21 protein-coding genes are annotated in these 25,139 nt (G+C 60.4%); 8 read left to right on the plus strand and 13 right to left on the minus strand.

Annotation, left to right across the window (positions count from 1 at the left end):
- The first annotated feature begins 18 nt into the window (after positions 1-18).
- A complete protein-coding gene (locus FDY93_RS09635; protein WP_240914077.1) occupies positions 19-465 on the plus strand; it encodes a CBS domain-containing protein in 447 nt (148 codons plus the stop codon).
- Here the strand turns inward: FDY93_RS09635 and FDY93_RS19765 are convergent.
- Positions 462-2,579, minus strand: coding sequence for an SLC13 family permease (locus FDY93_RS19765; protein WP_138235540.1), 2,118 nt, complete (start codon positions 2,577-2,579; stop codon positions 462-464). The two genes, FDY93_RS09635 and FDY93_RS19765, sit on opposite strands and share 4 nt — an antisense overlap.
- Before the next feature lie 188 nt (positions 2,580-2,767).
- Here FDY93_RS19765 and mepA point away from each other — a divergent pair, with 188 nt between their 5' ends.
- Both mepA and FDY93_RS09650 read left to right on the plus strand, forming a co-directional pair.
- Positions 2,768-3,682: a penicillin-insensitive murein endopeptidase gene (mepA, locus tag FDY93_RS09645; RefSeq protein ID WP_138235541.1), complete on the plus strand. Its 915-nt coding sequence runs from the start codon at positions 2,768-2,770 to the stop codon at positions 3,680-3,682.
- A gap of 41 nt (positions 3,683-3,723) precedes the next feature.
- Positions 3,724-4,728, plus strand: coding sequence for a D-alanine--D-alanine ligase (locus tag FDY93_RS09650; RefSeq protein WP_138235542.1), 1,005 nt, complete (start codon positions 3,724-3,726; stop codon positions 4,726-4,728).
- An 11-nt stretch (positions 4,729-4,739) separates the two neighbouring features.
- Here the strand turns inward: FDY93_RS09650 and FDY93_RS09655 are convergent, their stop codons facing one another.
- Positions 4,740-5,330, minus strand: a complete 591-nt coding sequence (locus FDY93_RS09655; protein ID WP_138235543.1) for an HNH endonuclease — start codon at positions 5,328-5,330, stop codon at positions 4,740-4,742.
- Positions 5,331-6,194: 864 nt separating this feature from the next.
- On the opposite strand from FDY93_RS09655, the gene FDY93_RS09660 reads away from it, so the two are divergent.
- The gene (locus tag FDY93_RS09660) at positions 6,195-7,694 is read left to right on the plus strand and encodes a PQQ-dependent sugar dehydrogenase (protein ID WP_246068531.1); all 1,500 of its coding nucleotides are present in this window, start codon (positions 6,195-6,197) and stop codon (positions 7,692-7,694) included.
- Positions 7,695-7,782: 88 nt separating this feature from the next.
- On the opposite strand, the gene FDY93_RS09665 is transcribed toward FDY93_RS09660, so the two are convergent.
- Positions 7,783-8,331 (minus strand): response regulator transcription factor, encoded by a 549-nt coding sequence (locus tag FDY93_RS09665; protein WP_138235544.1) that lies wholly within the window; start codon positions 8,329-8,331, stop codon positions 7,783-7,785.
- Entirely contained in the window at positions 8,328-9,617 is a 1,290-nt protein-coding gene (locus FDY93_RS09670) for a sensor histidine kinase (RefSeq protein ID WP_138235545.1), read from the minus strand. Before FDY93_RS09670 ends, FDY93_RS09665 begins: the two co-directional genes overlap by 4 nt.
- Before the next feature lie 336 nt (positions 9,618-9,953).
- On the opposite strand from FDY93_RS09670, the gene xseB reads away from it, so the two are divergent.
- The 4 genes from xseB to FDY93_RS09690 all read left to right on the plus strand — a co-directional run bounded on the left by xseB (position 9,954) and on the right by FDY93_RS09690 (position 15,421).
- The gene (xseB, locus tag FDY93_RS09675; RefSeq protein ID WP_138235546.1) at positions 9,954-10,211 is read left to right on the plus strand and encodes an exodeoxyribonuclease VII small subunit; all 258 of its coding nucleotides are present in this window, start codon (positions 9,954-9,956) and stop codon (positions 10,209-10,211) included.
- A gap of 36 nt (positions 10,212-10,247) precedes the next feature.
- A complete protein-coding gene (locus FDY93_RS09680) occupies positions 10,248-11,135 on the plus strand; it encodes a polyprenyl synthetase family protein (protein ID WP_138235749.1) in 888 nt (295 codons plus the stop codon).
- Positions 11,136-11,354: 219 nt separating this feature from the next.
- Positions 11,355-13,271, plus strand: a complete 1,917-nt coding sequence (gene dxs / locus FDY93_RS09685; protein ID WP_138235547.1) for a 1-deoxy-D-xylulose-5-phosphate synthase — start codon at positions 11,355-11,357, stop codon at positions 13,269-13,271.
- Positions 13,272-13,537: 266 nt separating this feature from the next.
- A complete protein-coding gene (locus FDY93_RS09690) occupies positions 13,538-15,421 on the plus strand; it encodes a DUF885 domain-containing protein (RefSeq protein ID WP_246068533.1) in 1,884 nt (627 codons plus the stop codon).
- Positions 15,422-15,484: 63 nt separating this feature from the next.
- On the opposite strand, the gene FDY93_RS09695 is transcribed toward FDY93_RS09690, so the two are convergent.
- The 9 genes from FDY93_RS09695 to thiL form a co-directional block, all read right to left on the minus strand.
- The gene (locus FDY93_RS09695) at positions 15,485-16,054 is read right to left on the minus strand and encodes a hypothetical protein (RefSeq protein WP_138235548.1); all 570 of its coding nucleotides are present in this window, start codon (positions 16,052-16,054) and stop codon (positions 15,485-15,487) included.
- A 103-nt stretch (positions 16,055-16,157) separates the two neighbouring features.
- Complete coding sequence (locus FDY93_RS09700; RefSeq protein ID WP_240914070.1) at positions 16,158-18,158, minus strand: TonB-dependent receptor domain-containing protein; 2,001 nt, start codon at positions 18,156-18,158, stop codon at positions 16,158-16,160.
- 166 nt (positions 18,159-18,324) lie between these two features.
- Positions 18,325-19,689 (minus strand): sensor histidine kinase, encoded by a 1,365-nt coding sequence (locus FDY93_RS09705; RefSeq protein ID WP_138235549.1) that lies wholly within the window; start codon positions 19,687-19,689, stop codon positions 18,325-18,327.
- Positions 19,686-20,399, minus strand: coding sequence for a response regulator transcription factor (locus tag FDY93_RS09710; RefSeq protein WP_138235550.1), 714 nt, complete (start codon positions 20,397-20,399; stop codon positions 19,686-19,688). The genes FDY93_RS09705 and FDY93_RS09710 overlap by 4 nt, the downstream gene beginning before the upstream one ends.
- Positions 20,400-20,533: 134 nt before the next feature.
- Positions 20,534-21,661, minus strand: coding sequence for a ribosome small subunit-dependent GTPase A (gene rsgA, locus FDY93_RS09715; RefSeq protein ID WP_138235551.1), 1,128 nt, complete (start codon positions 21,659-21,661; stop codon positions 20,534-20,536).
- Positions 21,662-22,351: 690 nt separating this feature from the next.
- Positions 22,352-22,960, minus strand: a complete 609-nt coding sequence (ribA, locus tag FDY93_RS09720; RefSeq protein ID WP_138235552.1) for a GTP cyclohydrolase II — start codon at positions 22,958-22,960, stop codon at positions 22,352-22,354.
- 32 nt (positions 22,961-22,992) lie between these two features.
- On the minus strand, positions 22,993-23,634 hold the full coding sequence (locus FDY93_RS09725) for a retropepsin-like aspartic protease family protein (protein WP_138235553.1): 642 nt from the start codon (positions 23,632-23,634) through the stop codon (positions 22,993-22,995).
- Between the two features lie 12 nt (positions 23,635-23,646).
- Positions 23,647-24,129 (minus strand): phosphatidylglycerophosphatase A family protein, encoded by a 483-nt coding sequence (locus FDY93_RS09730; RefSeq protein ID WP_138235554.1) that lies wholly within the window; start codon positions 24,127-24,129, stop codon positions 23,647-23,649.
- A gap of 21 nt (positions 24,130-24,150) precedes the next feature.
- Positions 24,151-25,134, minus strand: coding sequence for a thiamine-phosphate kinase (gene thiL / locus FDY93_RS09735; protein ID WP_138235555.1), 984 nt, complete (start codon positions 25,132-25,134; stop codon positions 24,151-24,153).
- Between the last annotated feature and the right edge of the window lie 5 nt (positions 25,135-25,139).

The raw sequence follows: 25,139 nt of genomic DNA on the forward strand, positions 1-25,139 counted from the left end.
TAGGGAGTACCGAGGCTTATGGCAAAAATACGGGATATCCACCGTATGCCCACACTGGCGGCGTTAATGACGCCATTTCCCTACCATATCGACATCGACGCCCCCATTGAGGCCGCTGAGGCGCTGATGGAGGAACACCGTGTCCATCATTTGCCGGTCACCCGCGAGGGCGACCTGGAAACCGTCATTTCCCAGGGCGACATAGACCGCGTGCGCTCTCCCGGTCACCGGCTGGAAGAGCAACAGCTCTATGTGCGCGACGTCTGCGCCCGCCGCCCCTACATTGCCGACCTCCACGACCCCCTCGACAAGATCCTGCTGGCCATGGCGGAGACTGGGATAGGCTCGGTGCTGGTGATGAAAGAAGGCGAGCTTGCGGGGATAGTCACGGTCACCGATGCGCTGCGCTTCTGCGGAAAATATCTTGCGGACCTGGCGGCGGCACCGGACGACGATGTGGCCTAGAGGGGCCAGACCCACAACAGCATCGGTACCGACACCGCGACGACCAGCAGCTCCATCGGCAATCCCATCGGCCAGTAATCCCCAAACCTGAACCCGCCCGGGCCCAGAATCAGCGTGTTGTTCTGGTGGCCGACTGGTGTCAGGAAGGCACAGGAAGCTCCGATGGCCACCGCCATCAGGAAACTGTCCGGATTCACGTCGAGTTGCCCCGCCGCACTGAGTGCGATTGCGCACATCACCGCCGCCGTCGCCGCGTTATTCATAAAATCCGACAGGGTCATGGTCACCACCAGTATTAGCACCAGCGCCACCACCGGCTGCCCCTGCGCCACATTGTCCAGCATCGATTTGGCCACCACGTCGGCGGCGCCGCTGGAGTCCATCACCTCCGCCACCGCAATCAGCGCCCCCAGCAGCACAATTACCGATCCATCTACCGACTCATACACATGTCGCAGCGGAACCACCTTCAGCGCCATATAGGCCAGCACACAGGTCGCGAAGGAAATGGCCGCCGGCAGCAGACCAAACGCCGCTCCCGCCACCGCCAGTGCCATCGCAATGAGCGCTACATACGCCTTTTCCTTATTGGGAATGGTGATGTCCCGCTGCGCCAGAGGCACGCACCGCTGTTCGTTGGCGAAGTTGCGCAGGTTTTCCTCGGTACCCATCATCAGCAACGCATCGCCACCGGTCAGCGGTGTGGAACGCAGGCGCTTGACCGAGCGACGTCCCTGGCGCGACAGCGCCAACAGGTTGATTTCATAGCGGCCGGCGAGGCGCAGATTTTCCGCCGTGCGCCCAATCAGATATGAGTCCGGCAACACGACCATTTCCCGCAGCACCATCTCGGCGCGATCGCGGGCGCGTTTCTCCTCCGCCTCTTTTTTCTCCTGTCCGCGCTTTATCTCTTCCACTTCAGCGGCGCTCTTCGCTTTCTCTTCCGCGCGCCCCAGCTCGGGAGGTACATCCACTGTACCCGGACCGACGAGTTCACGACGGGCATCAGAGCCGTTCGTCGCTGGCCTGGGGGGCTTGCCAGAGGTCCCGCCGGCACTGGCGCCGCTGCTTTCCCGTGCCCCCGTTGTGTCCTTGCCGTTTTTGTCCTTGCCGTTTTTGTCCTTGCCGTTTTTGTCCTTGCCGTTTTTGTCCTTGCCGTTTTTGTCCTTGCCGTTTTTGTCCTTTTCGCTCTTTTCCTTTTCGTCCTTGTCTCTGTCCGTTTTTTCCGTGTCCGCCGCCAGCGTCAACCCCAGACTCGAAAGGACCGCCGACAGGGCTTCCGGGTCGGATTCAATGACCAGCAAATCCCCCGCGCGCACCCTGAGCCCCGGCATGGCGGTTGAGACCCGCGCATTGTTGTGCACGAGGCCAATTACCTGTGCATCCTCGTCGCCGATCATTTTCACGAGCTCCGCCAGCGATTTGCCGATGGCGGCGCTCTTTTCCCCTACCAGAGCCTCGGTAAGATAGGTGCCCGTTTCAAAGGTATTCGCACCCACCTGGGTGCGCGCCGGTACCAGACGCCAGCCGATCAGCGCCACGAACAACACCCCCACCAGCGCCACCACCAATCCCACCGGCGTGAAATCGAACATGCCGTAGCTGCCCGCACCAGCATTGGCGCGGAAGCCGGATACGATCAGATTTGGCGGTGTGCCGATCAGGGTGGTCATCCCCCCGAGAATGGTGCCAAAGGACAGCGGCATCAGCACCTTGCCCGGCGGCAGTTCATAGCGATCAGCCACATCCGTGGCCACCGGCATCAACAGCGCCATGGCGCCGACATTGTTCATGAAGCCAGACATGCCGGCGCCGAGCGCCGTGAGCGAGGCAATGGCCAGTGTGACACCACCGCGCTTGGGGACGACTTTCTGCGCCAGTGCGTCCATCGCGCCGGTACTCTGCAGCCCGCGGCTCAGGATCAGCACACAGGCAACGGTGACAACGGCGGGATGGCCAAAACCGCTGAATGCCGCTTCCGGTTCGATCAGCCCGGTGAACACGCAAGCCAACAGGGAAGCCAGCGCCACCATGTCGTGTCGCCAGGGCCCCCAGATAAAGAGCACGATGGTGACGGCAATAATCGCGAGAATTACGATCTGGTCGAGGGTCATAGAATGGCAGGATTCCGCGGCTTGTTTCGCCCGCGGGAAGTCAGCGGGTCAATCACAAACATAGTGGATTTGTGCCGGGGCAATATTCGCGAATCTGCATGAAAGCGGATCGTTCGACAGAACTCGCCGGCGGAACTTCTATAATTCTCCGGGCACAAAAACACTAACCGACACAATTGCAGTACACCATGTCGCCAATCAGCATTTCAGTAACGCCCCATTCACTCACTGCCCGATTCCTTGGCCTGGCGCTGTTCAGCGCACTGCTTCTGGGTAGCGCGGCTCCGGCTCTGGCCAAGAATCCGTGGGAGGCGATAAAACGCCCGTCAAACCAGTTACCCGAAAGTATCGGCAGCTACAGCAATGGTTGCCTGAGTGGCGCGGAGAAGATGCCGCTGCGGGGGGAGGGTTTCCAACTGGTGCGCACCGGACGCAACCGCCACTACGGCAGCCCCTACCTGGTGGAGTTCCTCAAGGACTTTTCCAACGCGGTGGAAGAAAACGGGCTAGGCCGCCTGCAGATCGGCGACATGTCGATGGCCCGCGGCGGCCCGTTCAGCAGCGGCCACGCCAGCCATCAGATGGGATTGGACGCGGATATCTGGTTCTCCCAGGACAAGCGCGCGGCGGAGCGCCCGCTGACCGCATGGGAACGGGACAACATATCCGCCACACCCATCGCCGACGACCGCAAACACATTCTGTTGAAACGGAATTGGGACCCGCGTATTCCCGGCATTCTGCGCATTGCCTCCGAGGACCCCCGTGTCGCGCGAATCTTCGTGCACCCTACCATCAAGCGGAAAATGTGCGATATTGCCGGTAACGACAACGAGTGGCTGCGCAAAGTGCGCCCCTGGTGGGGGCACAACTATCATTTTCATGTGCGCCTGAACTGCCCGCCGGGAGACAGCAGCTGTGTGCCGCAGCCCAAAGTGAGTGGCAAACCCTGTGAAGGCGGCCTGGACTGGTGGTTTAGCGATGAGTTTTACGCCATCCTGAACGGCACTGCGCCGGCAAAACCAAAACCGGAGAAACCGCCGAAAAAGCCTGAAATGCCGGCGCAATGTGCGCAGGTACTCTCCGCACCGGCGGCGCCCTGACAAATAGACCGATTGATAAGAATTCGACGGATGAGAGCCCGATGAGCCAACAGAATGATATCCAGGTACTGCTGATCTGCGGCGGTGGCGGCAGCGAACACGATGTATCCCTGCGCACCGCGGATTTCATCCAGCGCGAGCTGGCGAAATCACCAGGCATCCAGCTCACCCGGGTCACCATGGACAGCGCCGGCCGGCTGCAGGATGCCGAAGGCACCCTGCGTGAGTTGCGCTCGGACAAGCTGCTCTACAGCGCCAGTGGCGCCGCGCAGCCGGTGGATTACGTCATTCCCGCCATTCACGGCTATCCGGGTGAAACCGGCGATCTGCAGTCGCAGCTGGAGATACTCGGCCTCCCCTATTACGGTTGCGGTCCCGAGGCCAGCAAGATCTGCTTCAATAAGATCACCACCAAACTGTGGCTCAGCGCGCTCGGTATCGACAATACCCCCTACCAGTTCCTCTGTGCCAACACCGCGGAGGAAACCGCCAAGGCCCGCGACGCGCTCAAGCTGTGGGGCGAGGTGTTTGTAAAAGCATCCAGCCAGGGTTCCTCTGTGGGCTGCTACAAGGTGAGCGACGAAGCCGCGCTGGAAAGCGCATTGCAGGAAGCCTTTACCCTGTCCCCCTACGTGCTGGTGGAAAAATGCCTCAAGGTGCGCGAACTGGAAGTCGCGGCCTACACCTATGAGGGAGAGCTGGTGATTACCGCGCCCGGCGAAGTCTGCGCGCCATCAGATACCTTCTACAGCTACGATGAAAAATACGCGGAGGGCAGCCGTGCACTGACTCATGTGGTGGCGGAGGGGCTGTCTGAAGCCCAGTTGGGCTGGATTGACGCGGCATCGCGGCGGGCCTTTGTCGGCCTGCAACTGGAAGACCTGTCGCGGATTGATTTCTTCCTCACCGAGAGCGGCGAAATCTATCTGAACGAAGTCAACACCTTTCCCGGGATGACGCCCATTTCCATGTTTCCGAAAATGTTGCAGAACCACGGGCACGACTTCTGCGCCTACCTCACCGCACTGATCCGCCGTGCGGTGTGAGACCGCAGAGGTCAACCCGCTTTCGGCATCCCGTCTGCCAATAGCCACCCCACCTGCCGCGGCCGGGAAAACTGGCCGCGCAGAAACTCCATCTGGTCGCCGCGAATCCGCACACTGTTAATTAGCGCCAGGTACTCCGCCGCATTGGGTACAAACGGCAGCGCCAGCAACTCCATATCAATATCCTGCAACAGCCGGTTTCCCTTGTGCTGATTGCAGCGCCGGCAGGCAGTGACTACATTCTCCCAGGCATCGCGCCCCCCTTTGGACACCGGGTGTACGTGGTCCCGGGTCAGTTCGCGCAGCGGAAACCAGCTGCCGCAGTAGAGGCAGGTGTGTTCGTCTCTCGCAAACAGAGCGCGGTTGGTGAGCGGAGGGCGATTGCGTGGGCGCGCCATGCGCTCGCCACCGCAGGCGATGATCGCAGCGAGATCCAGCCGCGAGCGCTCACCACTGCGGTTGACGCCGCCGCGCACCGTCTGCACCACACCGCCAAGGGTCCAGGTGACCAGATCGCGTACATACAGACAGGCGGCTTCCTCCCAACTCAACCACTCCAGCGGCTGCCCTGCGAGATTCAATCTCAGGATTTGTGCTTGCATGTGTTCACCTCCGGTATTGGCATACTCCGAAAACCACAGAGCCCCGAAGGAATTCCGGCGCGGTTCTGGTGGCGGAGCAGGAAAAGGCGTTGAAACAGGGATCGGGACTGGAGCGGGAAATAACGACGGATAAAGCGGGAAAATGCGGTGGCGCGAGAGAAACTGGGGAAAAGAGACGAAATCTGGAAGCGATGAAGGCTTGACCACCAATGATGCCAGGGTGGCTGCGTAACAAACGAATACAGCAGTAGATTACTGAATGCTTTATCCTCCGCGGCCACAATTTTTGGACCGTCTTGTGCTGATTAAAGCGGAGGTTTGTTACGATTTCCAGACAGCCGGCAGAATGTGGTGCAGATCTTTGGTGCAGAACGGCAAAGTGTCACGATCGGCACCCATTACAGGATGTGCTAAATGAGGGAGAAAGCGCGGGAGAGCCAGAATGGAATCGGCGGCCAGAGGGGAAATTTGCAGCGCCCCAAATGTAAAACACCGCTTGAGCAGTCCAGCCCAAGCGGTGCGTCTCACAGGATGGTGCCCAAATCCATTCAGGCTGGCAGCGCGGTCTCCAATCCTTGGGAACCTGTCCTTGCCGCCGGTGCAATCCGTTATCCGTCCTTGCAATTACATTATGGTCGCTGGAGAAAATTCGGGTAGTGGGAAAGTGCTGAACTTGATGTAAGAGATGTCTTACATACATGTGACTGGCGTCACACTTTTCTTGGAAAGGGATTCGGGGGAGCGGTGTCGTGTGTCGCAACTGGTACTGCTGTGCGACATTTAGCGGCCTACTATAGTTACTTTTGTTACGAGATCAAGACGATTGTGAGAGCCTCGTCGAAAAGCGCGCTAACTTCTTATTTCATGGCAGTATTTGCCGCCATCAGCATTGTTTTACTGGTGGCGGCGGTCGTCGCTGGCCTGATTCCCGGTGTCAATCTGCCCTGGGGTCAGTTGCTGGGCGCGCATACCGATGACAAGACGGTGCGGCACCAGTTGCAGTTGGCACCGGGTTATCGTCTGGACCTCTACAGCGACGAAGTACCCAACGCGCGTTTTATGGCGGTAACCCGCAACGGCGACCTGCTGGTTTCACAGCCCAGGCTCGGACAGGTGAGCCTGCTGCTGGCGGATCGCAATGGCGATGGCAAGGCCGACGGCCAGCGGGTACTGATCGATGGCCTGCAGCGTCCCCACGGTCTGGCACTGTTTGAGGACTGGCTGTACATCGCCGAAAGCAATGGTGTCGGCCGCGCGCTATTCGACCACTCCGACGGACGCATCGCCGGTCGCTATCAGAAGATCGTGACCGGGCTTGCGGATACCGGAAACCACTGGACCAAGACCATCGGCATGGGGCCGGATGGCTGGATGTACCTCTCCAGCGGCTCCACCTGCAATGTGTGCAAAGAGGAAGACCCGCACCGCGCTGCCATTATGCGCTTTCGCCCGGACGGCAGTCAGTTCGAGATTTATGCCACAGGACTGCGCAACAGTGTGGGATTCGACTGGTCGCCGAAAGACGGTGCCCTCTACGCCACCGACAACGGACGCGACTGGCTGGGAAACGACTTTCCGCCCTGCGAGCTGAACCGTATTGTGCAGGATGGCTTTTACGGCTGGCCCTATGCCAACGGCGACCGCGTACCCGATCCGGATTTTGGTGAGGGGAAAAACTCGGAGATCCAGCAGAAAATCGCCGCATCCATCCCTCCGGTATACGAGTTTCGCGCTCACAACGCGCCGCTGGGTATGCGTTTTCTGCGCAGTCCGGAACAGCCGGCGAGATACCGCGATGCCGCGCTGGTGGCACTGCACGGATCCTGGAACCGGGATGTGAAAGACGGCTACAAAGTGGTGGCGCTGCACTGGGATGGCAGCGGCAAGATTCGCGCGGAAGATTTTCTGTGGGGATTTCTGGGGGATGACCGCAATACGGTGTACGGCCGCCCGGTGGATATCGCCGAAGATGCGCGCGGTAATATTTACATCTCCGACGACTACGCCGGCGCGGTGTACCGGGTGCAACCGGGCGCGGCGAAACAGAATGCATCCGCCGCACCCGCAGACCAACGCCCCTCGATCATCGCGCCCAAAAAGCCGCTCGCTATTGATGGTGACGCCGCGCGCCAGGGGGCGCAGATCTTCGAGCGACGCAACTGCATCCGCTGCCACCAGCAACTACCGCTGGAAGACCTGAGCCGCAGGTACACGCTCAAACAGCTGGCGGATTACTTTGACACACCGACACCGCCGATGCCGAACTATGGCTTTAGCAACAGTCAGAAACGGGCGCTGGCGCACTATTTGATGGAGCGGGAGATTCAAGGCGGCGGGCGACAGATCCAGAATTTTCTACCCTGAGTAGGTCATCCCGGCCTTGAGCCGGGATCCAGCTCCACCAAAGCCAAACTCTGGATACCGGCCTGCGCCGGTATGACGATAGTAAGTATTACTGCACCTTCGGCCGCTTCTGCAATTTCCGCTGCAGCGTGCGCCGGTGCATTCCCAGCACCCGGGCAGTGGCGGAAATATTTCCATCATTCTCCGCGAGCACCCGCTGGATATGCTCCCACGCCAGCCGGTTTACCGAAGGTGGCGCACTCGCGATATCCGGCAGCGGCGGCGCCTCATGGCGGGCACCCGGATCCCCGAGCAGTGCCGCCACCAGCTGATCACCACCCGCGGGTTTGCACAGATAATCGTCCGCACCGAGTTTGATCGCCGCCACCGCCGTGGGGATGCTGGAATAGCCGGTGAGAAGAACGATGCGCGCACGGGGATTCGATGAGCGCAGCGGCGCGATTAGCTCCAGGCCGCTGTCGTGGTGAATTTTCAGGTCCAGCAGCGCGCTGTCGAACCTTTCCCGGGCAATGATACCCTGCGCTTCATCCACATTTGCCGCCACCCGGGTCTCAAAGCCGCGGCGGGACATAGCCCGCTCCAGCATATTCCGGGTGCCGGATTCGTCGTCGACAATCAACAGGCGCGGCTTGTTCACGGCAACAATATCTCCCTGGGCTTGGTGGCGAGTGGCAGCTCGATGATGGCCACGGTGCCGGAAAGCCGCTCGCGGGCCTTCAAGGTGAGGCGGCCCCCCAATTGCGCCAGCGCGGTTTTACTCAGAATCAGACCGATACCAAAACCCTTGGGTTCCAGACTGCCGATATCCAGCCCCGCGCCGCTATCGGCGATTTCCACAGACAGGCGCTCGCCGTTCCACTGGGCCTTTATGTCCACCGGTGCTTTTTTTCCCGCCGCGAGCGAGGCATCCAGCGCATTATTGAGCAGGTTGATGAGGGTTTGCTCCAGGGTCAGCGGCAGTCGCGCCTCGAGAGTTGCGGGGCCCTGCTGTACCAGTGCAAAACGCGCGTCTGGGCGCAGCAGCTGCCAGCGCTCCAGGCTGCGCTCGAGAAATTTCGCCACCGGCTGGAATTCGTCGCGGCCCTCCGGGTCGCGGGCACGGCTCTTCAACTGCTCCAGTGCCTGCTTGCACAGGCCGACCTGCTGCTGCAGCAGAGCCAGATCCTGCTCGTCGATGTCGTTATCCTTATCGCGCTGGGCCTGCAATTCTTCCACAAGTAATCCAATGGTCTGCAACGGCGAGGCCAGTTCGTGCGCGGTGCCCGCGGCGAGGGTGCCGAGCGACAACACCTGATCCCGCCGCGCCTGCTCCTGCCTCAGTTTGTGCAGATGGCGGTCGCGCCTGCGCAGGGCTTCCGCCATGCTGTTAACAAATCCCGCAATCAGCAGCGCAGAAAAGGTAAACGTGGCCCACATGCCGATCAGGTGGCGATAGAACTCGCTGCTGGCCGCTGGCATATCGGGCGCTGCGTGGCCGCTGTGACCGCCATCAACTCCGGGGAAAAAGATCATCAGTGCGGTGTAGATGGCGATGCTGATGGCGGCCATCAACCAGGCGTAAACACGCGGCTGGGTGGCGGCGGCGATGGTGAGAGGGACCAGCAGATAGGTGACGAACGGGTTCGCAGCGCCGCCGCTGAAGGCGAGCAGCGGCGGCAGCCACAGCCAATCCATCAGCAGGTGGCCGAAAAACTCGGCGCGACCGACAGCGACACTGCCGCGGGCGCGCCAGGCGCTGATCAGGGTGGTAATCACCCCCAGCAATACAAACACCAGCGCGCCACCGCTCAGCGCATCCGCCAGCCACAGGCTGGCGCCGATATAGGCACTGAGTGCCAGAGCGCGCAGTACAGTGAGGCGCCGCAGATTGGTGATGACGGTTTTATCCCCGGCCTCTGGCGGCGTGGGTAAAGCGGAAGTCACGAAGACCGGCCCTCGACAACGGATTTAGCACTCTATTGTGTCGCCGGCGCGGCGCCGGGGCCAGCACCAACGGCAGCCGTTAGCGGGGTCCGGCCGCGCTTTCTGCGCGCCGCCAGCATCTCCCCGCCAATGGCGGTACTGAGATGCAGGGCGCACGGCAATTTCCTTTTTTTCTAAACCCGGAAATGCTATCGGAAACGCCGCCCGCGCAAGTGCGCCATATTGTCGCAGGGGGTGTGACCTGCGCCGCCAATTGACCCCCTCCGCCGCAGCCGCTAAGGTTGCCCGCAATTGGATACCCACGCCATTTATCGGGACTATTATCGGGACAATGTCATGGCCGCGAAAAAGAAAACCGCTACCTTCGAGAGCGCACTGGAGGAACTGGAACAGTTGGTGGAGCGCCTGGAAAGCGGCGACCTGCCGCTGGACGAGGCACTGGCGGACTTTGAGCGGGGCGTGAAGCTCACCCGCGAGTGCCAGCAGAAACTGGCGAGCGCCGAGCAGAAGGTCAAGGTATTGATGGAAGAAGGCGGCAAGGTACAGGAACTGCCGTTCGACGCGGAAGACGAATTCTCCGGAGATGCGGAGTAAGTGAGCACTTCCCCCCAAACCCATTCCCCGGTCGCAATACCCGCAAAACTCAGAGCCTTCCTGCAATCCTCCGGTCTCCAGGTCGAACAGACCCTGAAAGCGGCGCTGGCGGAGCAGTCCGATGCCAGCGCGCTGTTCGCCGCCATGAACTACGCCGCCCTCGGCCCCGGCAAGCGCCTGCGCCCGGCGCTGGTATACGCCGCAGCCCAGGCCCTTGGTGGTACCGCCGCAGCAGATAAAAGCCATGAAGCGGCGGCCGCGCTGGAGTGTGTGCACGCTTACTCGCTGGTGCACGACGACCTGCCGGCCATGGACGACGACGACCTGCGCCGCGGCCGTCCCACCTGCCATATCCAGTTCGATGAAGCCACCGCGATCCTCGCCGGCGACGCCCTGCAATGCCAGGCCTTCGAACTCCTCGCTGGCGCACCACTGTCCGCGGAACTGCGCATTCGCCTCGTTGCCGAACTGGCCCACGCCGCCGGCGCCCGCGGCATGGTCGCCGGGCAGGCCATCGACCTCGCCGCAGTGAACCAGTCCCTGTCACTGGAACAACTGAAGCAGATGCACCGCCTCAAGACTGGCGCCCTGATCAGCGCCAGCGCCAGAATGGGCGCATTGATCGGCGGCGCCAATGAGGCGCAACTGGCGGCCATCACCCGCTACGCCGAGGCCATCGGCCTCGCGTTTCAGGTACAGGACGACATCCTCGACGTGACCGCGGATACCTCCACTCTGGGCAAAACCCAGGGCGCCGACGCCGCCCGCAACAAGCCCACCTACGTCTCCCTGCTCGGCCTCGACGGCGCCCGCGCCAAAGCCGACGAGCTACACCGCGAAGCCACTGACGCCCTCGCGCAACTGGGCGGCAATACTGCCGTGCTGCAGCAGCTGGCGGACTATATAGTCCATCGGGACCACTGACTGGTGGCGTAGTAAAAACCCCCGAATCGAAGCCGTACCAGTCGATCTGGCGCCCCAGGTGCAATTCGAAGCCTCCTTCCCTTGGGATGCAATCTCGCGCCCGTGGGCATACAATCCCCTTCCATTATCAGTTGCAATTGATACTTTGGGCCCAGCGCCGCTTGCCATCGCCAAGCGGGGCGTGAAGACGGGCCCGAACGCCCGAATTCAGGACCCTAGATGTTCGACCAGATACCCCGCCAGCGCCCGCATACACCGCTGCTCGACCAGATCGACGATCCGGCTCAACTGCGCGCCCTGCCGGAAAAACAACTGCCCCAGCTGGCCACCGAACTGCGCGAATACCTGCTGTACTGTGTGGGCCAGACCGGCGGCCACTTCGGTGCCGGCCTCGGCGTCGTCGAGCTTACCATCGCCCTGCACTACATCTACAACACCCCGGAAGACCGCCTGGTGTGGGATGTTGGCCACCAGACCTACCCCCACAAGATCCTCACTGGCCGCCGCGAACAGATGCTGAGCATGCGCCAGCAGGGCGGCCTGTCCGGCTTCCCCAAGCGCAGTGAAAGTCCCTACGACACCTTCGGCGTGGGCCATTCCAGCACCTCCATCAGCGCGGCGCTGGGTATGGCACTGGGCTCCCCGGACGAGCGCCGGGTGGTTGCCGTCATCGGCGACGGCGCCATGACCGCCGGCATGGCCTTCGAGGCCCTGAACCACGCCGCGCACACCGGCCGAGACATGCTGGTGGTGCTGAACGACAACCGCATGTCGATCTCCAAGAACGTGGGCGGCCTCGCCACCTACTTCGCGCGCATCCTCGCCAGCAAAACGTATCTCAGCATGCGCGAGGGCAGTCGCAAGATCCTGTCGGTGATTCCCAAAGCCTGGCAGCTGGCGCGGCGCACCGAAGAACACGTGAAGGGCATGATCACACCTGGCACCCTGTTCGAGGAGCTGGGCTTCAACTATGTTGGCCCGTTGGACGGCCACAATATGCAGGATCTGGTGCATACCCTGCGCAACCTGCGCAACCAGCGCGGCCCGCAGCTACTGCACATCGTCACCACCAAGGGCAAGGGTTTCGGCCCGGCGGAAGAAGACCCGGTGGGCTATCACGCACTGAACAAGCTCGAACCGGAACCCAAGGTTCAGGTCGCGGCTCCAGAGACCAAAAAGAAAGGTCCGAAGTACCAGGATATTTTCGGCCAGTGGCTGTGCGATACCGCCGCGCTGGACGACAAGCTGATCGCCATCACCCCCGCCATGTGCGAGGGCTCCGGCATGGTGGACTTTGCCGAGCGCTTCCCTGAGCGCTATCACGATGTGGCGATCGCCGAACAGCACGCGGTCACCCTCGCCGCCGGTCTTGCCTGTGAGGGCCAAAAGCCGGTAGTGGCGATCTACTCCACCTTCCTGCAGCGCGGCTACGACCAGATGGTGCACGACGTGGCGATCCAGAACCTGGATGTGACCTTCGCCATCGACCGCGCCGGTCTCGTCGGCGAGGACGGCCCCACCCACGCGGGCAGCTTCGACCTAACGTTCATGCGCTGCCTGCCCAATATGGTCATCGCCGCTCCCAGCGATGAGAACGAGTGCCGCCAGCTGCTCTACACCGCCTACCAGCACAAAGGTCCCGCCGCAGTGCGTTACCCGCGCGGTACCGGCCCGGGAGTGGAGATCAAACAGGAAATGACCGAGCTGCCAATCGGCAAGGCGCGGGTCATCCGCGAGGGGGCCAGTGTGGCGATCCTGAGCTTCGGCACCCTGCTGGCGCCGGCGCGCGAGGCGGCGGAAAGGCTCGGCGCAACGCTGGTGGATATGCGCTGGGTAAAACCGCTGGACGAGGAGCTGATCAATCGCTTGGCCGACAGCCACGAACTTCTTGTCACTCTGGAAGAAAACACCATTGCCGGTGGCGCCGGCAGCGCGGTAGCGGAATACCTGAATCAGAGAATCAGGCCGGTACCACTGTTGCAGCTGGGCTTGCCGGATAAAATCATCGAGCACGGCAAGCACCAGAAATTACTCGCGGAAATCGGCCTGGATGCCAAAGGCATCGAAGAACAAATTCGCAGAAGAATTGAAGCCATGGGCAACAACAATTTCAACGGCCAGGCTGCTGCTATCTGATTACGTATCCGCTACGAAGTACATAACTTAAAGCGAAGGCCGGGTGTCGGGGATTCGTTTTCGAAAGCGTCGGCGACAGGGGCCGTAGGCGCCGCGTTGAAGCGGCCGGGCCACGTCGCCGACGCAGCGTACAGGGATGTATTCACAGCGGTTTCGAAAACGAATACCCGATGCCTGGCCGCCACAGCCGCCAGAACAAAGCGCAGTCTCGGTGCTCCGAATACAAAAATTATTTACAAATAGAACAATCAGAGACAGGAAGTACCATGCTTTTTCCCACTTCATTCAAAAAAATCCTGAACTCTAAATCCGTCGGATTATCCGTCGCCATCATGGCCGCAAGCTTCAATGTCCAGGCCATGGACCAGAAAGTTTTTGAAAAAGACCTGAATGCGCTCTCCAAAAAAGGCGCGAGCGAAAAGCTTCAGGCCCTGCAGGACCTGCGCTACCGCTGGATCATGGAAAGCTACCCGGAAAGAGGAACCTACGAAGGCTACCCCGGGGTGGAAAAAAAGTGGACCGATCAATCCACCAAAGGCATCGAGCGGCGCAAAGGCCAGACCCGCGAACTGCTCGCCGCCAGCCGCCACATTGATGAATCGAGATTGCTCGAAAACGAAAAACTCGACTACCAACTGCTGTACCAGGACCTCCTGCTCCAGGTCCGCGGCTACCAGTTCCCCGACCACCTGTTGCCGGTAAACCACATGAGCGGCATCCAGCGCAGCGTGCCATCCGTACTCAGCGCCATGCCCAAGCGCAATGCCGCAGACTATGAAAATATCCTCGCGCGCCTGGAGAAACTGCCCGGATTGATCGAGCAGACCCAAATCCTGATGGAAAAGGGCCTGAAGCAAAAGCTGACCCCGCCGCAGATCACCCTGCGCGAGCTCCCCGGCCAGATCCGTGCGCTGATTCCCGCCGATCCGCAGCAGAGCCCGCTGTTAAAGGCATTTAACGAAATGCCCGCAAGTATTCCCGCCGCACAACAGACCCGCCTGCGCCAGCGCGCACAGAATATTTACCAGAAAACGCTGGTACCAAACTGGCAGCGATTCGCGGAGTATGTGGAGCGGGAATATATTCCCAATGCGAGTACAGAAACCGCGTTCACCAGGAATGATGACGGCGTTCGCTGGTACACCCACAAAGTGCGCGAGGAAACCACCACCGAGCTGAGTCCGGAGGAAATTCACCGCATCGGCCTTGCCGAAGTGCGCCGTATCCGCAGCGAAATGGAAGCGATTATAGAAAAAACCGGATTTACCGGAGGCTTTCAGGAGTTCAACGATTTCCTGCGCAATGATCCGCGTTTTTACTACCAGAGCAAAGAAGAGTTACTGAAAAACTACCGGGACATAGCCAAGCGTATCGACGGCGAGTTGCCCGCGCTGTTCGGCACCCTGCCGCGCCTGCCCTATGGCGTGAAGCCGATCCCTGCTTACTCGGAGAAATCCCAGACCACCGCCTACTATCAGCCGGGTTCGATGGAAGCCGGACGCGCGGGTGTGTTCTTTGCCAATACCTATGACCTGGCAAGCCGCCCGACCTGGGAAATGGAAGCGCTCACGGTGCACGAAGCAATGCCGGGGCACCACCTGCAGATTGCACTGGCGCAGGAGCAAAAGGATATTCACCCGTTGCGCCGCACCAAGATGTACACGGGATTTGTGGAAGGCTGGGGCCTGTATTCCGAGAGCCTCGGCTACGATCTCGGCCTGTACAAGAATCCGTACAACGAGTTCGGCGCGCTGACCTACGACATGTGGCGCGCGGTGCGGCTGGTGGTGGATACAGGTATGCACCAGCTCGGCTGGAGCCGGGATGAGGCCATCGCCTACTTCAAGGAAAACAGCCCCAAGCCGGAGCACGATATCGTGGTGGAGGTGGACCGCTATCTGGTGTGGCCCGGGCAGGCGCTGGCGTATAAGATCGGGCAGTTGAAAATCAAGGAACTTCGCGCGCGCGCAGAAAAGACGCTCGGGAATAATTTTGATATCCGCCGTTTCCACGACGCGCTTCTGGGGGCGGGCGCGCTGCCGCTGAATGTGCTGGAGACGCGCATGAATAAATGGATCGAGTCTCAGCGTGGGGAAATTAGCCTGGCGCCGATCAATCCACAGCCTGCCACAAAGGCGGCTTCCAGCTGACAAAATTCTGCTAAACAACAGATCGCCCCGGAGCTTTCCGGGGCGATCAAATAACAACAGGCCTCACACCCCCAGCGTAATCCCCACCGTCAGCGCCACAACCCCGAGCAGGGTAAATACGATCGATGTTCTGCGGAACATCGGCACCGCAATGGCAATCACCAGCCCACTGACCAGGCTGAACAGCAGGCTGAGCCCGAACAGCAATCCCACCACCCAGAAAATCGGCCCCGCATGCCCCTTGTGGATCAGCAGGAACTGGTGCCAGAGGTCGTGCTTTTTAATGTGCAGAATCGCCTTTTCCGGTTCTGCCAGCGGCTCAAAGTACACCTGCCCCTTGTAACCGTACCAACCGATATAACGCTCTTTGGGTTCGTAGTAGTAATCGGCAGGCAACGTCATATCCTGCCCTTTTTCCCGCATCAGTGGCAGCATGATGGCCCGCACATCCTCCTCTGCTTCGGGAATGCCATCGGGCAGGGTTACTTCGAATTGCTTCTCGCTGCGCACACCACCGTCGACATCCATCATATGCAGCATACCGGTGGCGAGATACATTATCGCCAAAGGGAGGAAGAAGCAGGAAAAATACGTGTGGAGTTTTATCCACAGAAAACGGGTTCTGGATTTCATAATTTTATTTAATTTTCAAAGACGCCAACAACAAACACTCCCACGGTAAAGAAAAAGGCGCGGTGTTCGCACACCGCGCCTCTATTTTCGCTACCGGCAGAAATCAGAAACGATAATCTACAGACAGGCGGACGTCGCGACCCGCTTCATAAACACCGGAAACAATGCCCCAACCGGGAATATCGGAATAATCCCCTACGCTGGAGTGGTCGCGGTAGTGCTCGTCAAACAGGTTCTGCACGGCAAAGTTTACTGCCAGGCTCTCGTCCTGCAGTGGTTGCCAACGCAAATAGATGTCGTGCAGCTGATAACCGGATTTGTCGATCGTCTGCACGCTGTCAATCCAGCCCAGCTCAACCGAGCGATGCAGTACCTCAACGTCGATCCCCTGAACCTGGGTCAGGTTCCAACCCAGGTCGAGGCGATCAGTAAGCGCGTAATCTACCGCGAGTGTCAGGGTATCACCGCGGGTATTACCCAGCCCGTTGTGCTCGTAGCCCTCGATATCGTTGCCATTCAGGGTAGAGTCGTTGTGACTGTAGGCAGCTGTCAGATACCAGCTCTCGTAGGAATAAGCGGCGCTCAGTTCGAAACCATCGGATTCCAGTTTGCCGATATTCTCAAACAGGTCTTCGTCGTAAATAACATCGTCAATGGTGCTCTGGTAAACCGCAGCCTTCACCGCCAGGGAACCACCAATATATTCCAGGGCCAGCTCATTGTTGTCGACAGACTCTGCCTTCAGGGCCGGATCGATATCGGCGCTTTCCAGGGTAAAGGAATCACCAACTTCCTTGCCGCGCACAGCCTGGGCATGGCCCGCAGAAAGCGTCCAGGTATCGCTCAGTGCATAGGAGAAACCGACATTCGGGCTGACATCGTCACTACTGAACTCACCGTCAAAATTATTCTGTGTCAGTTCGTAAGCGTCGTAACGCACACCGAAGCTAAGCAGCAGGGGCTCGGTCACCTGCCAGTGATCCTGAATGTAGGCGCCCTGCACTCGCCCGGTCTCGGAAATACTGGATGTGGAATCCACTTCACGCCCACCAGCAACCACCTTCTGATTTCGCCGCTCAATACCATAGGTCAAGGTATGCTGACCGAAACTGCTGGTGTTGCGGATATCAAAACCAATCGACGCGGTATTACCACCGTACAGTCCCCAGGGGCCATCCTGCACCATGTCGGAGTTGGTGTCGTAGGCGGTAATTTCCAGGTTCACGGCATCATTCAGGCTGGCACTGTAGTTGGCCACCAGGGTTTCGCGCTCGGCATCCATCGGATACAGCGTGTCACCTTCCAGTACGAACCAGTTTGGTCTGCGACCCAGTTCGCCGGACTCTTCACGCTGTTCGTAGCTGACGGTCAGCTTCTGGTTCTCGGTAATGTCGCCGCTGACTTTGACAAATGCCAGGTTCTGGTCGGCAGCGGTTGCGAGAATTTCATTGCCGGCGCCGTCCTTCATATTGTTCCGCTCGACCTGAACAAAGGAGCCGATCACTCCCCAGTTCGCGCCGAGTTTGCCGTAGACGGAGGCGCTCCCCTTGGTACCGTCATTGCTGAAATAGCCGCCCTTCAGTCGAGCGCCAAACTGCTCGCCGCTGCGGAGCAGGTCGTTGGCATCTTTGGTTTTGAAGCGGATGGCACCACCGATGGCACCGGGACCACTGGTGGCTTCACCGGCACCGGACTGCACTTCCACGGTGTCCAACAACTCCGGTTCGATGGAAACGCGACCGATATGGTGGAACAGGGTACCGGTCTGCGGGGCGCCGTCGACGGTGACGTTCAGCAGGGTATCTTCCATACCGCGGATATAGACCTTCTGGGCGATACCCAGGGAGCCCCCCACGGACACCGAAGGAATGTGACGGAAGATATCGGCCAGATCGTTGGCCTGCTGTTTTTCCAGTTGCTCGGGGGTGATTTCGGTATCGGTGGCCACGCCGACTACGACCATGGTTTCCAGGTTGTCCCGCGCGGCCTTTTTCTCCGCGGCCAGGGCGGGCATCTCTTCGGCAAACGCGGGGGCTGCGGCGAATACACCGGTAGCGAGTAGCGGCAGCAGCGCGCAGTGGTTGAGCAGGGTCTTGTTGGGCATTGGGCATTCCTTCCGGGTGGATTCGCAGGGGTTATTAACCGTAAACGCGAATTATTCCCATTAGCCCTATCAAAGTACAGCGCTGTTGCAATTGTTACATTGGGCGCTAGTCCCAGATGGAAACGTGGCGGAAACCTGATAGAAAGTCGCGGTAATTCCTGCAGTATCAGTTGGCCGGTAGTGAGATGGTCATACACAGACCACCGCCCGAACGGTTGCTGGCCACCACTTGGCCGCCCACGGCCTTGAGCTGCCGCCGCGCCAGCGCCAGGCCGAGCCCCACACCGCCGGACTCGGTGCCGCGCGCGTTGCGCGAAGGATCGGCCTGATAAAAGGGCCGGAAGATGGTTTCCAGCAGGTCTTCCGGCACACCGGGGCCACAGTCTTTGACGGTGACCTGAAACCCGCGCTCCCCCGACGCCAGCTGGCAGTCCTCGAGGGCAACCTCCACCGCCCTGCCCACCGGGTTATAGCGCAGGGCATTACGCAGGATATTTTCCAGCGCCTGCCCGACGGCCTGGTGGCTGCTGTTGTGGAGCCCGGCGGAATCCGGCAGGTGGGTCTGTATCGGACGGTCGGGAAATTCGAAGCGGGCGTCGTCGACGATCACATCGATCAGGTCGACAAGGTCCATGGATTCCTGGGTCAGACGCGGTTGCTCGTTGTCGAGCCACGCCAGCGCCAGGGTATCTTCGGTGAGTTTGCGGAAATGCCGGGATTCCCGGTACAGGCGCTGCACATTGGGGTCGTCGGGGTAGTGCTTGCCGAGACTCTCGATCGCGATTTCCAGACGGGTCAGCGGCGTGCGCAATTCGTGGGAGAAATCCGCGATCAGCTGGCGCTGATTCAGCAGTTGCTCACCGATGCGCGCCGCCATCTGGTCGAAGGTGGACGCGAGCTCGCTGAACTCATCCCGGCGCGAGCCCAGTTGCGGGCGCACCCGCACGGAAAAGTCCCCGCGACTGAACTCCCGGGTGGCCCGCTGCAGGCTGCCGAGCGGCTGCATGATGTGCCGGTACAGGAGCACGGACAAAATGGCGAGGATCAGCGCCGGCAGGAAAATCTGTAACAGCAGGCGGGTCGTCTGCCAGTAACTGCCCGGGCGCATCCGGTCCGGGAGCAGGACAATAAAGCTGGTGTCCGAATCCTCGAACGGGATCTCCATCACCGGGTTGGCTTCAAAATACAGGTGGATTTTCCACTCCACGTCCCGCCCCAGATTGTTGCCGCTGTAGCGGTCTTCCAGGCCGCGGCTGCCGGCCACATGATGGATGTTGTATCCCACCACCGCCGCCAGGGTCGACTCCCGCTGTTGCAGGGCATCCAGCCAGCGCTCCAGCGATGCCGCGTCGCCGGCAGAATACAGCGCCTGCGCCTCGCGCCCCCAGCCGCGCAGCTCGTCGCGGTGGGCTTGGCTCAACATGCTCATCTCTTCTTCGGCGCGCACGGTGACGTAGTTGATCAGATAAAACATAGCGACGATGCCGGCGGTGATCAGCAGGATCAGTTTCCACAACAATCGGCGGTTCATTTCAGACAGTACCCCTGTCCGCGCACCGTCTGCAGGCGCTCACCGCGCCAGCCGGCCTCGGAGAGTTTGCGCCGCACCCGGCTGAGATGCATATCCAGGCTGCGGTCATAGGCGCCGAGGGGGCGGTTCAGCACCTCGCGTGAGAGATAGGCCTTGCTCAGCACCTCCCCGCGGTTTGCCACCAGCTCCCACAGCAGATTGAACTGGATGGCGGTGAGCTCGATCTGCCGCGCACCCACCGCCGCCTGCTGATCCGACAGGCGCAGCTCCAGCTGTTCGATCGCCAGCACATCTCCATGGGCCGGCGCCACCAACTGGCTGCGGCGCAGCAGCGCCTCCACCCGCAGCATCAATTCCACCCGGTTGAACGGTTTGGCGATGTAGTCGTCCGCGCCGTGGCGCAACCCCTGTATCCGCTCTTCTTCCGCGCCCTTCGCCGACACGATGATGACCGGCACCTGGCTGGTCTTGCGCAGCAACCGCAGCAGCGACAACCCGTCGAGCCCCGGCAGCATCAGGTCCAGCAGGATCAGCTGGTGACGCTGCTTTGAGGCTTCCAGTAATGCCGCCTCACCGTCGACACAACTGTCCACCTGATAACCGGCCTCGCGCATCATCGCGGCAATCTGCCGGTTCAGTTCGGTATCGTCTTCGGCAATCAGGATACGGGCGGGAGCTGTGGATAAAACGCGCGTGGGGGCGGGGTTCATGGCGGCACAGAAATCTGGCTGGAATAACTGGCAGACAGACTACCAAAACCCCAGACAAAAAGGCGGCGACCACTGGCATTTTCTCTATGCCACCGGTCGCCGCTTGTGTGTTGTGGACAGAATCAGAAAGGCCGTCAGATCCTGTTTTTGCGCGAGCGTGAATCTTTCAGCGCACTGTGCACCAATTGCGAAAAGGCACGCTCGTCTGCACGGGACTCCGCCAGCGTCTGGCTATTCCGCTTTACTTCCCGCTCCAGCTTGCGCCAGTTGCGCACCCGCCGCTCGTCCAGCTCTTCGGCATCCATCGCCGCACGCACGGCGCAGCCGGGTTCGGTCTGGTGGGCACAGTCGGCGAAGCGGCACTGAGTGGCGAGTTCGCTGATATCGGAAAACGCCGCCGCGAGCCCATCGCCAATATCGGCGAGGCCGAGCTCACGCATACCCGGGCTGTCTAGCAGCAGTCCGCCGTCGGGAATGGTATACAGCGCGCGATGGCGGGTGGTGTGGCGGCCCTTACTGTCGTCTTCGCGGATGCCGGCGGTGGCGGCAAGTTCGCTGCCGGCGAGACTGTTCAGCAGGGTGGACTTGCCGACCCCGGAGGAGCCGAGCAGCGCGAGGGTTTCACCGCTGCGGCAGTAATCCCGCAGGGGTTCGACGCTGGCACGGTCCAATGCATTGACCAGCACCACCGGCAGGTCGCGATAGCCTTTCAGGGCTTCGCGATACTGGTCGTGTTCGCTCAAGAGGTCGGACTTGGTCAACACCACGCACGCACGGCAGCCGGCTTCCTTGACCAGCGCCAGATAGCGCTCGATACGCGAGAGATTGAAATCATCGTTGCAGGAAGTGACGATCAGCACATTGTCGATGTTCGCCGCAATCAGTTGCACCTGCTTCGCCCCCGGCGCCATGCGCCGGAACAGGCTACTGCGCTCAAGGCGGCGCACTGGTCTGCGGCTGTCGCGTTCGAGCAGGAGCCAGTCGCCCACGGTAGGCTTCTCTTGTGCATCCTCAAACAGCGGGCCGTTCACCAGTACCACTTCGTCACCGCGCTCGCCGGAAACTTCGATCTGGCTGCGATGCACCGCCATCACCCGCAGCGGCTCGCAATCCGTCAGTTCCTCCAGCGACAGCTGTTGCTGGAAGAACGGCTTCCAGCCCAATGCGCGCAGTGGAGTTTCCGCGCTGACGACCTTTTCATGGCTGCCAGCGAAAGCACCGCGCCGGAAAGCCCGGCGGCGTGAAATCAGGGATTTACTCAAGGTTCTGAACCCTCAAAAGTATCCTGCACGCTCAATGCGCAGGTACACATCATTCATACCCAAGTCTGGGCGCTTTCGGAAAGGGTTTCCAATGGAATGGGGAAACCCGACAAAAGAAGATTGCCGGGCAAAAGGCGATATCAGTCGCGGCTGGCCCGGCGGGGCTTGGATACAATCATCAACAATCCTCCGCTGGTGGAATTTCGCGCAATCTAGCAGGCCTCGGAAATCACCGCAAGTCCATAAAAGTCGTGATTCGAAGTGATGTGGATTTGCTGAAAGCACGGTGCGAGGGCAAAGGTTTTGAAACTGTCGCAAACAGGGATGTTTGCGACAGAGCGTACAGGGATGTATTCACAGCGGTTTCAAAACCTTTGCCCTCGTGCTGTGCTGCCACAGAGCCAGCTTCAAAGGAGCAGAGTTTCCGTGAGGCACAAAAACAAAAGCCGGCATTTAGCCGGCCTTGATATCGGATCGCTGTCAGTACATCACCTTTCTCGACTTCAAGCGCTCAGATAAGTTGAGTATAGACGCACTCTCTGATCCCGCCATTCCGTAAATGACTGTTTTGCTCTTCCCTGGCAATCCGCAGGATCAGCGCCTTGCTCCAGCACAGAATGGCGTTAATTGGTTTCTTGCAAGTGACACTCTTATGAAGGGTTTGTGACAGCGAAAACAGCCCGGGGCGCGTTACTTGTCGGAGTCCTCATCGTCCTCCAACAGATGCCCGAGCTTACCCTTCTTGGTGGATAGGTAATTCACATTGTGCGGGTTGCGACCCGACTGGTGCGGCAGGCGCTCGGTGACATTCACTCCGAGATCCTGCAGCGCCTTTACCTTGCGCGGATTGTTCGTCATCAGGCGGATAGACTTGATCCCCAGATGCTCGATCATCGGCTTCAGGATCGAGTAATCCCGCATATCCGCGCCAAAACCCAGCTGCTCGTTGGCCTCCACCGTATCCGCACCGCAGTCCTGCAGCTTGTAGGCGCGGATCTTATTCAACAAGCCGATACCGCGGCCCTCCTGCCGCAGGTAAAACACCGCACCGCGGCCTTCGGTGGCAATCCGGTGCAGCGCGTACTGCAACTGCGCGCCGCAATCGCAGCGCAGAGAGAACAGCGCGTCACCGGTCAGGCACTCGGAATGAATGCGCGCCAGCACCGGTTCATCGGTGTCCAGGTCGCCCATGGACAGGACAACGTGTTCCTTGCCTGTCTCCACTTCCTCGAATCCGTGCATCTCGAACATGCCCCAGGAAGTGGGCAACTTGGAGGATTCCACATAGCGAATGGTCAAACCGATACCTCGCGATCCATCAATGTATGTCATCAATCGCGCGCGCGCAGCAGCAACAGGCCATCCTGTTGCTGCATATCCACACGGCTCAAAAAACTGTTACCCAGCAGAGTCACCCGGGGAAAATCATTGCCCAGCACCGTCGCATCCACATTGTGCACCGTGATGCCACCAATGGTGACGCTGCTCAGTTGCAGGCGGTAGGCCCGCTCCACGCCACTGGCGGTGGACACCGTCATCGGCTGCGCGCGGGCCAGATCCAGGCCGAGGCTTTTCGCGGTGGGATAATTGAACGCAATGCTGGTCGCGCCCGTATCTACCATCACCTCCACCCGGCGGCCATTGATCCAGGCGCTCGTGTTGTAGTGGCCGCGGCTATCCGGGCTCAGGCGGACTTCCGCGCGCTCCACCGAGGCATAGCTCGCGGCCACCGGCGCCGCCAATGTCAATTTTTGCTCGCGGCCATCGATCTGTACCAAGGCATAGTCACTGGTCACCGACTTCAGTGTTACGCCTTCCGGCGAGGTCTTGCCGGCTTTGAGCAACCGCTGCCTGCCGTCGATTTCGAACATGGCGCTGGTGCCGAAGATGGCCTGCAGTCGCACGTCCTGTGCGACGGAAAGCTGCGGCAGGACAACCAGAAATAGTGCGAGTAGCGGAAATCGGAATTTCATGGGCATCCGGCCTCAGAAAATCGTTAACAGATAAACCGTGCCCTGCAACACCAGCGCGGCGTAGATGCCGGCGAGTATATCGTCGAGCATGATGCCGAGACCACCATGTACGCGGCGGTCGGCCCAGCCAATGGGCTGCGGTTTGGCAATATCGAAAATCCGGAACAGCACAAAGCCGTACAGGGCCCAGAGCCAACCTGCCGGCGCCATAAACATGGTGAGCCAGTAACCGACAAATTCGTCCCACACGATGCCGCCGTGATCGTGTACCCCGAGCTTCTGCGAGGCGGCACCGCACAGGTAGCAACCCAGGGCAAAAGTGATAACAAGCACCACCAGATACAGTGCCGGCGTCAGGAACTGCAGCCCGTACCAGAGCGGCACCGCGGCGAGGGTGCCGAAGGTGCCGGGGGCCTTTTTGGCGAGGCCGGAGCCAAAACCGAAGGCCAGAAACAACACCGGGCTGCGTATCAGCTGGGAAAACGTCGGGGTCATCTTGTTGTAATTCTCCACCGCTCAGAAGTGCCGGTAACCGTTGCCGCGGGCCTGCCAGGGCTCGCCGTTCAGCAGGCAGCGCACGCCCTGGTCCGCGGTCATGCGGCCAATAGCGGTAATCGGTAGTTGCAACGCCGCCAGCGCGGATAGATGTTTTTCCGGCACGGTAAAACAGAGTTGATAGTCGTCGCCACCGGTGAGCGCAGTTTCCAGCGCATCTCCGCCGTTTATTTCCGCTACGAGTTCCGCTTGTGGCAGCGTTTCCAGCTGCAGCTCGGCACCGAGTCCGCTAGCGCTGCAAATATGCGCGATATCGCCCAGCAATCCATCGGAAATATCCAGCCCCGCGCTGGCGTACTGACCGATTGCTCGGGCGACGGCAAACTGCGGCTCGGGAAAATAATAGGCGGCATCCGCCCATTGTTGCTGCTGTTCGCTGCCGGTCACCCGCCCGAGCACGATGGGCAGTGCGGCGGCGGCGGCGCCGAGTTTGTTGGAGACAAATACTGTATCCCCTGCACTGGCGCCGTCGCGACGCAGGGGATTTTCGCAGGCGCCGGTGACCTGGATGGTGATGGACAGCGGTCCCCTGGTAGTGTCGCCGCCGACGAGGGTAATGCCGAACCGTCGCGCCGTCTCCGCGAGCCCTCGCGCAAAGGGTTCCAGCCAATTCGGATCGCTTTGCGGCAAGGTGAGCGCCAGAGTAAACCACAGGGGATCGGCGTTCATCGCGGCGAGGTCAGAGAGATTCACGCGCAGCGCGCGGCTGGCAATGCGGTAGGGGTCGGCGTGCGCGGGAAAATGCACGTCCGCCACCAGGGTATCCACACTGGTGGCGAGCCGTTTGCCGGCGGGAGGAATCAGCAGGGCACAGTCATCGCCAATGCCGAGCTCCACACCTTGTTCGAACTCCGGGCCCACCGCCGACGAGGCGGTCTCCGCGTCAGGCTGAAACCGGGAGGTAAAATACTCCCGAATCAGCTCGAATTCTCCGGGCCCGGCCATGGCGG

It is taken from the genome of Microbulbifer harenosus (genome assembly GCF_005771435.1).
Taxonomy (GTDB): Bacteria; Pseudomonadota; Gammaproteobacteria; order Pseudomonadales; family Cellvibrionaceae; genus Microbulbifer; species Microbulbifer harenosus.